The organism is Streptomyces abyssalis, assembly GCF_001751365.1.
In the GTDB taxonomy this organism is placed as follows: Bacteria; Actinomycetota; Actinomycetes; order Streptomycetales; family Streptomycetaceae; genus Streptomyces; species Streptomyces abyssalis.
Map to the genome: position 1 here is coordinate 930,048 of NZ_LJGT01000041.1, position 13,226 is coordinate 943,273.

Below are 13,226 nucleotides of genomic sequence, written 5' to 3' on the forward strand. Positions count from 1 at the left end.
GGAGATGCCCGCAGTGAACACCCCTCACGGGCGTGGCATCGCGGATCCCGGCGGCATAAGCGCCACCGGTCCGGGCCCGGGGCCCGGCTTCGGTGCGGGCTCCGGCCACGGCACCGCCGGCGCATTCCGCATCCTCCACGTCTCCACCGGCAACGTCTGCCGCTCGCCCCTGACGGAGCGGCTGACCCGGCATGCCCTGAGGGAGCGGCTCGGAGACGGCCGCTGCGGCGGCATCCTCGTGGAGAGCGCGGGGACCTGGGGCCACGAGGGCGCCCCGATGGAGGACCATGCCGCCGAGGTGCTGCTGGAACACGGCGCGGACCCGGAGGGCTTCCGCGGCCGTGAGCTGCTGGACGAGCACGTCATCCGCGCCGACCTCGTGCTCACCGCGACCCGCGACCACCGCGCACAGGTCGTCTCGATGGGGCATTCCGCGGGGCTGCGTACGTTCACGCTGAAGGAGTTCACACGGCTCGTACGGGCCATAGACGCCGCGACACTGCCCGAGGCGGGCTCCGCGGACGGCGTCGTCGAGCGTGCCCATGCCCTCGTGCAGGCCGCGGCGGCCCTGCGGGGCTGGCTGCTGGCGCCCAGCCCCGAGGCGGACGAGATCCATGATCCCTACGGCGCCCCCATCCCGTATTTCCGCTCGGTGGGGGACGAGATCAGCAAGGCTCTGGACCCGGTCGTCACGGCGCTCACCGGCGTTCCTGCCCGCCGCTGACGATTGAGCCGGACGAATGTGAAACCGCAGGCCCCGCGCAGGTGTCCTATCGTGTGGGGCCAAGGAACAGCCAAACCCCTGGGGAACCCGTGCGTGAATATCTGCTGACGCTCTGTGTCGCGGCGGCGGTCACCTATCTCCTGACCGGGCCGGTGCGGAAGTTCGCCATCGCGGCGAAGGCGATGCCGCAGATCAGAGCGCGCGATGTGCACCGTGAGCCGACGCCCCGCCTCGGCGGCATCGCGATGTTCGGCGGTCTGTGCGCGGGTCTTCTGGTCGCCTCCCAACTCACCAACATCGGCGAGCTGTTCGTCCTGTCCGACGAGCCGCGTGCGCTGCTCTCCGGAGCCGGGCTGATCTGGCTGCTGGGCGTCCTCGACGACAAGTGGGGCGTCGACGCCCTGGTCAAGCTGGGTGGCCAGATGATCGCCGCGGGCGTCATGGTGCTGCAGGGCCTGACGATCCTCTGGCTGCCGGTCCCGGGCGTGGGGAATGTGGCACTGGGCGAGCCCCAGGGCCCGCTGCTGACGGTCGCGCTCGTCGTGATCACCATCAACGCCGTCAACTTCGTGGACGGTCTGGACGGTCTGGCCTCCGGCATGGTCGCCATCGCCGCCGCCGCGTTCTTCATGTACGCGTACCGGATCTGGTACGGCTACGGCGTCGAGGCGGCCGCTCCCGCCACGCTCTTCGCGGTGCTCCTGATGGGCATGTGCCTGGGCTTCCTGCCGCACAACATGCATCCGGCGCGGATCTTCATGGGCGATTCCGGATCGATGCTGATCGGTCTCGTACTGGCCGCCGGCGCGGTCTCGATCACCGGGCAGGTCGATCACGACCTCATGGTCGAGCACACCGGTTCCGTACGGTCCGCTGTGCACACGATGGTGCCCGTCTACATGCCGCTGCTGCTGCCGCTGACGATCATCGCCATCCCCGTCGCCGACCTGGTGCTCGCGATCGTCCGCAGGATGTGGCGCGGGGAGTCGCCCTTCGCGGCGGACAAGGGTCATCTGCACCACCGGCTGCTGGAGATCGGGCACTCCCACAGCCGTGCGGTGCTGATCATGTACTTCTGGTCTGCGCTGATCGCGTTCGGTGCGGTTGCGTTCTCCGTGCAGTCCTCCAGCCTCGGCATCGTGCTCGGGATCGTGCTGCTGAGCGCGATCGGGCTCGTGGTGCTGCTGATGCCGCGGTTCACGCCGCAAGTGCCGCGCTGGGCATACGCGTTCGTACCGCCGCGCTACAGGCGCGAGGCGAAGACGGCGGACGGAGGCGCGGACGCAAGCGTGAACGGGAGCGCGGAGGAGAACGGCACGGTATCGAGCACTCAGTCCGATTCGCCGTATTTGGTCAATTTCGAGAAGAATACTCAATTCGCCGCGGGCAACGGGAATTCGGCCGGGGCGGCCGAAACGGAGAAAACGGAAAAGGCGAACACCGCACCTCAGCCCGCATTCGCCGGCCTCAACGGCGCCACCGCGATCGGCCGCAACGATCAGCGGGACGCGCGGAGTTCGGAGCCCGCGTGTGACAGCGAGCACACCAAGTAGGTAAAGACCTCATCAAATAGTTTGTGATAGCGTTCACGAAAGCCGGATGAGCCGGAGACCGGAGCGGAGGACACCGCTCCGGAACTGCGGTTTCGACCCCTCGCATCCGAATCCGGGGAGAGGGCGTCGTCACCGGCGGTCAGCCTTCGACTGGCGCACTGCTCGTGGTGAGTTGTGGCCCGTCAAGGCGAGCATCACCCGCCCCCGACCTCGCCGGAGCTGCCCTCATGCAGTCCAACGATGCCCGGATCCTCCGGGGCGCCGCGGTCTTCGCCGCCCCTGTGGGAGTCGTCGCCACCGTTGTCAGTGCGCTGACGGCCGGGGGGAAGGGCCTCATCGGCGCGCTCGTGGCGGTGGCGGTCGTAGCCGTCTTCTTCGGACTCGGGTTCGCCGCGCTCATGCGCATCACCCAGGACAAGCCGCAAGTGACGATGATGGCCGGGATGTTGGTCTACACGGTGCAGATGCTGCTCATCGGCGTCTTCATCATCGTCTTCAGCGGGACCACGCTGTTCAACAGCCGCGCCTTCGCCCTCACCCTGCTCGTCACCGCCCTGGCCTGGGTCGGCGGGCAGGTCCGTCAGAGCCTCACGAGCAAGATGCTCTACGTCGATCCCGTACCGTCTGCGCCGGCCAAGGAGCCCGCGCACACGGCGAAGCCGGAGTCACGGGATGAGACGTGAGGGGAGGCGGAAGGGGCTTGATCCGGATCTGCTATCGTCCGGAAACGCATCCGGCCGTGTGGGGCCCGCTCGTTCGAGGAGCGCAGTGCCCCGGCGGCCTGCGGTGTACTCGGATCCGGAGCTGTGGCCGCAGCGTGGATCCAGGATGCCCGGTCCTCGGTGCACGCTCCGAGTTGACCACAGTGGCACCGCCACACTCTGTCCCCCGTGCCGACAAGCGGTCTCACCAGCCGCGCTGACACACAAGGTTGCCGTCACTTATGCGTCACGACGAAGGAGTCACGGGTGAGCGCCCTAACGCTGCTGGCTAAGACTGACTGCCACATCAACGCAGGCTGCGCCTTTCCCGCGCCGGGCCTCCACTCGTTCCAGTTCAAGCCGATCTTCACCGTCGGCGGCGTCGAGTTCACCAAGCCGATGCTGCTCGCGATCATCTGCATGGTGATCGTCGTCGGGTTCTTCTGGTCCGCCTTCAGCAAGCCGAAGCTGGTCCCGGGGAAGCTGCAACTGGTCGGCGAGATCGGCTACAACTTCATCGCGAAGAGCATCGCCGGCGATGTGATCGGCAAGAAGGGGAAGCAGTACGTCCCCTTCCTGATGTCGATCTTCTTCTTCGTATGGCTCATGAACATCATGGCCATCATCCCGCTGGCGAACTTCCCGTCCACGTCACGCTTCGCGTTCCCGGTGGCGCTCGCGCTGCTGGTGTTCGTGACGTACATGTTCCTGACGTTCAAGACCCACGGCTTCAAGGGCGGCGTCAAGAACCTGGTGTGGATCGAGGGTCTGCCCAAGCCCCTCGTACCGCTGATCGTGCTCCTGGAGTTCATCCAGAACGTGATCACCCGGCCGTTCACCCTCGCGGTACGGCTGTGGGCCAACATGTTCGCCGGCCACATGCTGATCGTGATGTTCAGCGCCGCGGCCTGGTATCTGGTGACCCCGTCGTTCCTGGCCGCCGTCGCGGGTGGATCCCTCCTCCTGGCGATCGGCATGACGGCGTTCGAGGTTCTGATCCAGTTCCTCCAGGCGTATATCTTCACGCTGCTCGCCGCGATCTACATCAGCGGAGCGCTCGAAGAGGCCCACTGACCCGCCCGATCAACCGATCTCCCCTCGTACCAACGGAACTTCGCTGGGAAGGCCCCCAGCGGACCGCATCACACAGGAAGAAGAAGATGTCTGCCGAGCTTGTCAACATCGCTGCCACGAACATCGACATCAAGGGCAACCTGGGCGCCGTCGCCTACGGTCTCGCCGCCATCGGTCCCGGTGTCGGTATCGGCGTGGTCTTCGGCCACTCCATCGAGGCCATGGCCCGCCAGCCCGAGGCCATGGGCATCATCCGGACCAACATGTTCCTGGGCTTCGCGCTCTGTGAGGTCCTCGCGCTCCTCGGTCTGGTCGTCCCCTTCATCTTCTCTTGAGCCGGGACGGCCGGTAGCCAAACCCGACGAAAGGTTCGGACATGATGACTTTCCTGGCTCAGGGGGGACACGCGCAGAACCCGCTGATCCCCGAGACCGTCGAGCTGGTCGTCGGCCTGATCGCCTTCTTCATCGTCTTCGGCGTCCTCGGTAAGAAGCTGCTGCCCACCATCCAGAAGACCCTGGACGAGCGGCAGGACGCGATCGAGGGTGGCCTGGAGCGCGCGCAGGAGGCCCAGACCGAGGCCAACCAGACTCTTGAGGAGTACAAGGCCCAGCTCGCCGAGGCCCGTCACGAGGCGGCCCGGATCACCGAGCAGGCACGTGAGCAGGGTGCTGCGATCATCGCGGAGATGCGCGAGGAGGGGCAGCGCCAGCGCGACACGATCATCGCCGCGGGCAACGCACAGACCGAGGCGGACCGCCGCCAGGTGACGGTCGCGCTGCGTCAGGAAGTCGGCCGCCTGGCCACCGACCTGGCCGGCCGCGTCGTCGGCGAGTCCCTTGAGGACGCCGCACGGCAGAGCCGCGTCATCGACCGTTTCCTCGAGGAGCTCGAGGAGAAGGCAGAGGCAGCCCGATGATCGGCGCGAGCCGTGACGCACTCGCCGCCGCTCGCGAGAGCCTGACGGCACTGACCGACAGCACGTCGGCGGACCCGAAGGTGCTCGCGGACGAGCTGGCCGCGGTGACGGTGCTGCTGGACCGCGAGGTCTCGCTGCGCCGCGTCCTGGCCGACCCGTCGCGCAGCGGCGAGCGCAAGGCGGAGCTGGTCGCCACGGTGCTCGGCGAGCAGGTGGGCGGTTCGACCGTCGACCTGGTCTCCGGCATGGTGCGCTCCCGCTGGTCCGCCCCGCGCGACCTGGTCGACGCGACCGAGGAGCTGGCGGACACCGCGGAGCTCGTCGCCGCGGAGCGTGACGGCACGCTGGACGACACCGAGGACGAACTCTTCCGGTTCTCCCGTACGGTCGCGTCCTCACCCGAGCTGCGGGCGGCACTGGCCAGCGACACGGCCGCGCCCACGGCCAAGGTGCAGCTGCTGCACACGCTGCTCGGCGGCAAGTCCAGGCCGGCCACGGAGCGTCTCGTCACGCGACTCGTGGCACAGCCGCGGGGACGTAGCCTGGAAGGCGGCCTGGAGGCCCTCTCCCGGCTGGCGGCGGAACGGCGCGGCCGCTCGGTGGCCGTCGTCACCTCCGCGGTGCCGCTGAGTGACCAGCAGCGGCAGCGTCTCGGTTCGGCGCTGGCGAAGCTGTACGGACGCCAGATGCACCTGAACCTCGACGTGGACCCGGAGATCCTCGGCGGGATCATGGTGCGTGTCGGTGACGAGGTCATCAACGGCTCCGTCGCGGACCGCCTCAGCGAGGCCGAGCGGCGCCTGACCGGCTGACGCCGGTCTCCGGGGAGCAGCGGCGTTCGCGTCACACCAACTCAACAGCATCACTTAGCGGCCCGAGTTGGGCCGTAGAAGATCGATACGGTCCCAACAAGGAGAGCAGGGAACCCAGATGGCGGAGCTCACGATCCGGCCGGATGAGATCCGGGACGCGCTGGAGAATTTCGTCCAGTCGTACGAGCCGGACGCGGCCTCGCGCGAAGAGGTCGGAACGGTCAGCGTTGCCGGTGACGGCATCGCGAAGGTCGAGGGTCTTCCCTCGGCCATGGCGAACGAGCTGCTGAAGTTCGAGGACGGCACCCTCGGCCTCGCCCTCAACCTCGAGGAGCGCGAGGTCGGTGCGGTTGTCCTCGGCGAGTTCAGCGGCATCGAGGAGGGCCAGCAGGTGCGCCGCACCGGCGAGGTCCTGTCGGTTCCGGTCGGCGACGGCTACCTCGGCCGCGTCGTGGACCCGCTGGGCGCCCCGGTGGACGGCCTCGGTGACATCGAGGCCGAGGGCCGCCGCGCCCTCGAACTGCAGGCCCCCTCGGTCATGCAGCGCAAGTCCGTCCACGAGGCGATGGAGACGGGCTACAAGGCCGTCGACACCATGACCCCGATCGGCCGCGGCCAGCGTCAGCTGATCATCGGCGACCGGCAGACCGGCAAGACCGCGCTCTGCGTCGACACGATCATCAACCAGCGCGAGAACTGGCGCTCCGGCGACCCGGACAGGCAGGTCCGCTGCATCTACGTCGCGGTCGGCCAGAAGGGCTCCACCATCGCGTCCGTACGCGGCGCGCTGGAAGAGGCCGGTGCGCTGGAGTACACGACGATCGTCGCGGCCCCCGCGTCCGACCCGGCGGGCTTCAAGTACATCGCCCCGTACACCGGCAGCTCCATCGGGCAGCACTGGATGTACCAGGGCAAGCACGTCCTCGTCGTCTTCGACGACCTGACCAAGCAGGCCGACGCCTACCGCGCCGTGTCCCTGCTGCTGCGCCGTCCGCCGGGCCGTGAGGCCTACCCGGGCGACGTCTTCTACCTCCACTCCCGTCTGCTGGAGCGCTGCGCCAAGCTCTCCGACGACATGGGCAAGGGCTCCATGACGGGCCTGCCGATCGTCGAGACGAAGGCGAACGACGTGTCGGCGTTCATTCCGACCAACGTCATCTCCATCACCGACGGCCAGTGCTTCCTGGAGTCCGACCTCTTCAACGCCGGCCAGCGGCCCGCGCTGAACGTCGGTATCTCCGTCTCCCGCGTCGGCGGTTCCGCGCAGCACAAGGCGATCAGGCAGATCACCGGTTCGCTCCGTGTGGACCTCGCCCAGTACCGCGAGCTAGAGGCCTTCGCGGCCTTCGGCTCCGACCTGGACGACGCCTCGAAGGGCGCGCTGGAGCGCGGTAAGCGGATGACGGAGCTGCTCAAGCAGTCGCAGTACAACCCGTTCCCGACGGAGGACCAGGTCGTCTCCGTCTGGTCGGGCACCAACGGCAAGATGGACGACGTCCCCGTCGAGGACATCCGCCGTTTCGAGCGCGAGCTGCTGGAGTACATGCACCGCGAGCACAAGGGACTGCTGACCAGCATCGTCGAGGGCGGCAAGATGACCGACGACACGCTGCAGGAGCTCGGCGAAGCGGTGGACGCCTTCAAGAAGCAGTTCCAGACCGCGGACGGCAAGCTGCTGGGCGAGGACTGAGCGATGGGCGCTCAGACCAGGGTCTACAAGCGGCGGATCAAGTCCGTCACGGCGACCAAGAAGATCACCAGGGCGATGGAGATGATCGCCGCGTCGCGCATCATCAAGGCGCAGCGCCGGGTGGCGGCCTCGGAGCCGTACGCCTCGGAGCTGACCAACGCCGTGCGCGCGGTCGCCACCGGCTCGAACGTGAAGCACGCGCTCACCACGGAGGCCGAGCGTCCGTCGCGGGCCGCGGTACTGCTCATCGTGAGCGACCGCGGTCTGGCCGGCGGCTACAACTCCAACGCCATCAAGGCGGCCGACCGGCTGACGAACCGGCTGATCGGGGAGGGCAAGGACGTCGTCAACTACATCGTGGGCACCCGCGGTGTGACGTACTACCGCTTCCGTGAGCGTGCGATCAGGGAGTCCTGGAGCGGGTTCACCGACAACCCGTCGTACGCGGACGCCAAGGCGGTGGCCGCGCCGCTGATCGAAGCGATCACGGCCGACACCGGCGCCGAGAACGGCGTGGACGAACTCCACATCGTGTACACGGAGTTCATCTCCATGATGACGCAGACGCCGGTCGACGACCGGATGCTGCCGCTCACCCTGAAGTCGACCGCGGAGGAATCGGCCGGGGTCATCCAGGACAACATCAAGCGAGGCCCGGAGGTCCGTCCGCTCTTCGACTTCGAGCCGTCGGCCGAGCAGGTGCTCGACGCGCTGCTGCCGCGGTACGTCGAGAGCCGTGTGTACAACGCACTGCTGCAGGCCGCCGCCTCCAAGCACGCGGCCACCCGCCGTGCGATGAAGTCGGCGACGGACAACGCCGAAGACCTCATCAAGTCGCTCACGCGGCTTGCCAACGCGGCCCGCCAGGCCGACATCACCCAGGAAATCAGCGAGATCGTCGGTGGCGCGAGCGCGCTGGCTGACGCTTCTGCGGGGAGTGACCGCTAACCATGACCGAAACTCTTGAGAAGGCCACGGCGGCGGGCCGCGTCGCACGCGTCATCGGCCCGGTGGTCGACGTGGAGTTCCCCGTCGACCAGATGCCCGACATCTACAACGCGCTGACAGTCGAGGTCGCCGACCCGGCCGAAGCAGGCAAGAAGAAGACCCTCACCCTCGAGGTCGCCCAGCACCTCGGCGAGGGCCTCGTGAAGGCCATTTCCATGGAGCCCACCGACGGCCTGGTCCGTCAGGCCCCTGTGACGGACACCGGCGAGGGCATCACCGTGCCCGTCGGCGACGTCACCAAGGGCCGGGTGTTCAACACCCTGGGCAAGATCCTCAACGATCCCGAGGCGGAGTCCGAGGTCACCGAGCGGTGGTCCATCCACCGCAAGGCCCCTGCCTTCGACCAGCTCGAGTCCAAGACCGAGATGTTCGAGACGGGCCTGAAGGTCGTCGACCTGCTGACCCCGTACGTCAAGGGCGGAAAGATCGGCCTGTTCGGCGGCGCCGGCGTCGGCAAGACCGTTCTCATCCAGGAAATGATCATGCGTGTGGCGAAGCTGCACGAGGGTGTTTCCGTCTTCGCGGGCGTCGGCGAGCGTACTCGTGAGGGCAACGACCTCATCGACGAGATGACCGAGTCCGGCGTCCTTCCGCAGACCGCGCTGGTCTTCGGGCAGATGGACGAGCCGCCGGGCACCCGTCTCCGGGTCGCCCTGGCCGGTCTGACCATGGCGGAGTACTTCCGCGATGTGCAGAACCAGGACGTGCTGTTCTTCATCGACAACATCTTCCGGTTCACCCAGGCCGGTTCCGAGGTCTCCACGCTGCTCGGCCGCATGCCCTCCGCGGTGGGCTACCAGCCGAACCTGGCGGACGAGATGGGTGTGCTCCAGGAGCGCATCACCTCGACCCGTGGTCACTCCATCACCTCGATGCAGGCGATCTACGTGCCCGCGGACGACCTCACCGACCCGGCCCCGGCCACCACGTTCGCGCACCTCGACGCGACGACGGTGCTCTCGCGGCCGATCTCGGAGAAGGGCATCTACCCGGCGGTGGACCCGCTGGACTCGACGTCCCGGATCCTGGACCCCCGTTACATCTCGCAGGAGCACTACGACTGCGCGAACCGCGTGATCGGAATCCTGCAGAAGTACAAGGACCTCCAGGACATCATCTCGATTCTCGGCATCGACGAGCTGTCCGAGGAGGACAAGCTCACCGTCAGCCGTGCTCGCCGTATCGAGCGCTTCCTGTCGCAGAACACCCACGCGGCGAAGCAGTTCACCGGCCTGGACGGATCGGACGTGCCGCTGGACGAGTCGATCTCCGCGTTCAACTCGATCGCCGACGGTGACTTCGACCACTACCCGGAGCAGGCGTTCTTCATGTGCGGCGGTCTCGACGACCTGAAGGCCAAGGCCAAGGAGCTCGGCGTCTCCTGACGCCCGGGTCCGGCGCCGGGCGGGGCCGGACCGCGGGGCACAGCCCTCCGGTCCGTCCCCGTCTCCGCACCCCTTATCCTTTTCCTAACCTACGAAGGAGCCACAGTGGCTGAGCTGCACGTCGAGTTGGTCGCCGCGGACCGCAAGGTCTGGTCCGGCGAGGCCAGCCTGGTCGTCGCGCGAACCACGTCCGGCGACATCGGCGTCATGCCCGGTCACCAGCCGCTTCTCGGTGTGCTGGAGCCGGGCGCGGTCGTGATCCGCACGGCCGGCGAGACCGGCGAGGGCACCGTCTCCGCCGCGGTGCACGGCGGCTTCATCACCTTCTCGGAGGACAAGCTGTCGCTGGTGGCGGAGATCGCCGAGCTGTCCGAGGACATCGACACCGACCGGGCCCAGCGGGCGCTGGACCGGGCGAAGTCGGAGGCCGACGAAGCCGCCGAACGGCGTGCCGAGGTCCGTATGCGAGCGGTGGCGGTCCGCTGAGGAGGCGGCCGGCGCCGGGCGCGGAGCCTGGCACGACATGTACGAAGCTCAGCCGCGGGCTGTTCCGGGTACCCCCGGATCAACCCGCGGCTGAGCCCATACAGAGGGGGACGTGGGGTCCACGAGACCTCGCGGCTCCGGGAGCACCGCGCCAGGCGTGGTACGAGAGAGTGCGAGGAGGTCGGTGATGATGGTCCTCGTTCTGTCCCTGTGCGGCGCGGCCCTGCTGCTGGCGCTGGCGGGCCTGTTCGCCTTCGGTCTGCGGCGCCGCCTGCTGCAGCGCTCGGGGGGCACCTTCGACTGCAACCTGCGCTGGAACGCCCCCGCGCCGACCGTCGCCTATGCCGAGGAGCCGAAGGCCGACGCGCATTCCGGCAGCGGCCCCGGCTCGGGCGGTCGCCCCGCGGGCCGCAGCGGCAAGGGCTGGGCGTACGGCATCGCGCGCTACAACGGTGACCAGATCGAGTGGTTCCGTGTCTTCTCGTACGCACCCCGCCCCCGCCGCTTTCTGGAGCGCAACCGCATCGAGGTGCTCCAACGGCGCGACCCCGAGGGCGAGGAGGAGCTGGCCCTGCTCTCCGACGCCGTGATCCTCGCCTGCTCCCTGTACGGCACCCGCGTCGAGCTGGCCATGAGCGAGGACGCGCTCACCGGTTTCCTGGCCTGGCTGGAGGCGGCCCCTCCGGGCCAGCGCGTCAATGTCGCCTGAAATGGGAAGCGCGCGCTGGTTGGGGGTGCCCCGGACGAAGTCCGGGGGAGCGTGAACGTGGCGTAGCAGGGGGTCCCTCCTGGCCGCGTCCGGGAGAGCGGGCAGACGGCCCGTGCAGTCCTCCGCCGCTCCGGTTCGCGGACAGCACCGCGCCCGCGCTCGCCGCTCCGACACAGCCGAGCGCCAGCCACTGCACGATGCGCAGGTGCTCGCCGAGCACGAGGATGCCCGCCGCTCCGGCCGCCGCCGGGCTGTCGGCTCTGCGTGAGTCCGCGGCCGCCTGGTCAGCCGAGCAGCGCCGCGATCAGGACGAGCACCGGCGCCGCCGCCAGTGTCGAGACGAGGATGGATTCGCGGGCGACGCGTGTGCCCGTCCCGTAGCGCGAGGCGTACGTGAACAGGTTCTGCGCCGAGGGCAGCGCGGACGTCACGACGACCGCGAACAGTGCCGCGGGCGGCAGGTGGAAGACGGCGTGGCCCAGCGTCCACGCCACCGCCGGCTGCGCCACCACCTTGCACGCGACCGCCAGCAGGACCGGAAGCCGCTCGTGCTCCCGTGAGAGTACGGCGCTGCCGCGCAACGACATCCCGAAGGCCAGCAGCACCGCGGGCACCGACATCGCCCCCACGAGGTGGAACGGTTCGAGTACGGGGGCGGGGAGCGTCAGCCCCGTCGCCGCCACGGCGACGCCGCTCAGCGAGCCGATGACAACCGGGTTGCGGAACGGGGTGGTCAGCAGCCGCAGCGGTCCGCTGCGTTCGGCGGGAGCGGAGAAGAGGTCGAGCGCGGTGAGCGCGACCGGGGAGACCACCAGCTGCTGGAAGAGGATCACTGGCGCGACGAGGGAGGCGTCGCCGAGAACGTACGCCGCGATGGGGATGCCGAGGTTGCCGGCGTTGACGTAGCTCGCGCACATGGCCCCGACGGTGCTCTCGCCCGCAGGCCACCGCCGCAGCGCGGCAACGGCGCAGTAGAGCGCCGCGACGGCGAAGGTGCTCAGCGCCGTGATCAGAAGCTGGCCCGAGGCGAGCACGCTGAGGTCCGCGCGGGCCATCGTCTCGAACAGCAGCGCGGGTGTGGCCACATGGAAGGCGAGCCTGGTGAGGATCTCCGGGCCGTTGCTGCCGAGCAGGCCGCGTCTGCCGAGGACGTATCCGGTGGCTATGACGCACGTGATGACGGCGAAGCCGGCTATCACCCCGCCCATGACGGCCCGTTCCCGGCCTCGCACGGCCCCGTCGCCACATCTGTCACAGATCGATTGTCCGCGGGCGTCCGCAACCGCTTGCGGCCGGGTGGGGTCGGGCGGGGGTGTTGAGGGGGAGAGGGGTCAGGCTCGGGTTCGGGGAGGGGGCGTGCTCCGGGGTGCGTTCCGGTTCCGGGGCTTCTCAGACTCCGGTGAGGCCCGCCTCCTGTGCCAGCACCGCCGCCTGCGTACGGCTGCGCAGTCCCAGCTTCCCCAGGAGGCGGCTGACGTGCGTCTTCACCGTCGCCTCCGCCATGCCCAGGCGCTGCGCGGTCTCCGCGTTGGACAGCCCCTGCCCCAGGCAGCGCAGTACGTCGCCTTCGCGGGGAGTCAGCTCGTCGAGTCCGGGGACGCCGGCTGTGCCCCTCCCCGGCAGCGGCGGCCGTCCGGAGCCGCCGGGGCGTGCGAACTCCGCGATCAGACGCCGCGTCACCGACGGAGCGATCATGCCGTCGCCACGCGCCACCGTCCGTACGGCGTCGACGACCTGAGACGCCTCGCTGTCCTTGAGCAGGAACCCTGAGGCACCGGCGCGCAGTGCGCCGAACACGTATTCGTCGAGGTCGAAGGTGGTCAGCACCAGCACGTCCGCAAGCCCTTCCTCCGTGATGCGCGCGGTGGCGGAAACGCCGTCGAGGCGCGGCATCTGGACGTCCATCAGCACGATGTCCGGCCGCAGTTCCCGGGCGAGGCGCACCGCCTCCTCCCCGTCGCCGGCCTCGCCGGTCACCTCGATCCCGGGTGCGCCGCGCAGGATGAGAACGAGCCCCGCCCGTACGGCCTGCTGGTCCTCGGCGACGAGCACGCGGACGGGGGAGGTGGCGTCGCTCTGGACCTTGTCCTGGGGCTCGCCCTGGACCCCGTTCTGGACCCCGTCCTGGGCCTCGCCCGGAGCCTCTGCCCGAGTGCGGGCGCGGG

14 protein-coding genes are annotated in these 13,226 nt (G+C 68.9%); 12 read left to right on the forward strand and 2 right to left on the reverse strand.

Features of this window, described 5'->3' with window-relative positions:
• Positions 1–4 precede the first annotated feature (4 nt).
• The 12 genes from AN215_RS24930 (at position 5) to AN215_RS24985 (ending at position 11,061) form a co-directional block, all read left to right on the forward strand.
• Positions 5–724 (forward strand): arsenate reductase/protein-tyrosine-phosphatase family protein, encoded by a 720-nt coding sequence (locus AN215_RS24930; RefSeq protein WP_079123391.1) that lies wholly within the window; start codon positions 5–7, stop codon positions 722–724.
• 89 nt (positions 725–813) lie between these two features.
• Positions 814–2,277, forward strand: a complete 1,464-nt coding sequence (locus AN215_RS24935; RefSeq protein WP_079123392.1) for a glycosyltransferase family 4 protein — start codon at positions 814–816, stop codon at positions 2,275–2,277.
• Between the two features lie 227 nt (positions 2,278–2,504).
• Positions 2,505–2,960, forward strand: a complete 456-nt coding sequence (locus AN215_RS24940) for a Cg1360 family ATP-synthase-associated protein (protein ID WP_070010901.1) — start codon at positions 2,505–2,507, stop codon at positions 2,958–2,960.
• A 285-nt stretch (positions 2,961–3,245) separates the two neighbouring features.
• Positions 3,246–4,052 (forward strand): F0F1 ATP synthase subunit A, encoded by an 807-nt coding sequence (gene atpB / locus AN215_RS24945; RefSeq protein WP_070010900.1) that lies wholly within the window; start codon positions 3,246–3,248, stop codon positions 4,050–4,052.
• An 86-nt stretch (positions 4,053–4,138) separates the two neighbouring features.
• On the forward strand, positions 4,139–4,387 hold the full coding sequence (atpE, locus tag AN215_RS24950) for an ATP synthase F0 subunit C (protein WP_070010899.1): 249 nt from the start codon (positions 4,139–4,141) through the stop codon (positions 4,385–4,387).
• Positions 4,388–4,428: 41 nt separating this feature from the next.
• Positions 4,429–4,971, forward strand: coding sequence for a F0F1 ATP synthase subunit B (locus AN215_RS24955; RefSeq protein WP_070010898.1), 543 nt, complete (start codon positions 4,429–4,431; stop codon positions 4,969–4,971).
• Entirely contained in the window at positions 4,968–5,783 is an 816-nt protein-coding gene (locus AN215_RS24960; protein ID WP_070010897.1) for a F0F1 ATP synthase subunit delta, read from the forward strand. Before AN215_RS24955 ends, AN215_RS24960 begins: the two co-directional genes overlap by 4 nt.
• A gap of 118 nt (positions 5,784–5,901) precedes the next feature.
• Entirely contained in the window at positions 5,902–7,473 is a 1,572-nt protein-coding gene (gene atpA / locus AN215_RS24965; RefSeq protein ID WP_070010896.1) for a F0F1 ATP synthase subunit alpha, read from the forward strand.
• A gap of 3 nt (positions 7,474–7,476) precedes the next feature.
• Positions 7,477–8,421: a F0F1 ATP synthase subunit gamma gene (locus tag AN215_RS24970; RefSeq protein ID WP_070010895.1), complete on the forward strand. Its 945-nt coding sequence runs from the start codon at positions 7,477–7,479 to the stop codon at positions 8,419–8,421.
• 2 nt (positions 8,422–8,423) lie between these two features.
• On the forward strand, positions 8,424–9,866 hold the full coding sequence (gene atpD / locus AN215_RS24975) for a F0F1 ATP synthase subunit beta (protein ID WP_070010894.1): 1,443 nt from the start codon (positions 8,424–8,426) through the stop codon (positions 9,864–9,866).
• A gap of 105 nt (positions 9,867–9,971) precedes the next feature.
• Positions 9,972–10,352 carry a F0F1 ATP synthase subunit epsilon gene (locus AN215_RS24980; RefSeq protein WP_070010893.1) on the forward strand — a complete coding sequence of 127 codons (381 nt, stop codon included), beginning with the start codon at positions 9,972–9,974 and terminating at the stop codon, positions 10,350–10,352.
• Positions 10,353–10,542: 190 nt separating this feature from the next.
• Positions 10,543–11,061, forward strand: coding sequence for a DUF2550 domain-containing protein (locus AN215_RS24985; RefSeq protein WP_070011362.1), 519 nt, complete (start codon positions 10,543–10,545; stop codon positions 11,059–11,061).
• Between the two features lie 284 nt (positions 11,062–11,345).
• Here the strand turns inward: AN215_RS24985 and AN215_RS24990 are convergent, their stop codons facing one another.
• Both AN215_RS24990 and AN215_RS24995 read right to left on the reverse strand, forming a co-directional pair.
• Positions 11,346–12,269: an AEC family transporter gene (locus AN215_RS24990; protein WP_070010892.1), complete on the reverse strand. Its 924-nt coding sequence runs from the start codon at positions 12,267–12,269 to the stop codon at positions 11,346–11,348.
• A gap of 181 nt (positions 12,270–12,450) precedes the next feature.
• A complete protein-coding gene (locus tag AN215_RS24995) occupies positions 12,451–13,113 on the reverse strand; it encodes a response regulator (RefSeq protein WP_070011361.1) in 663 nt (220 codons plus the stop codon).
• Between the last annotated feature and the right edge of the window lie 113 nt (positions 13,114–13,226).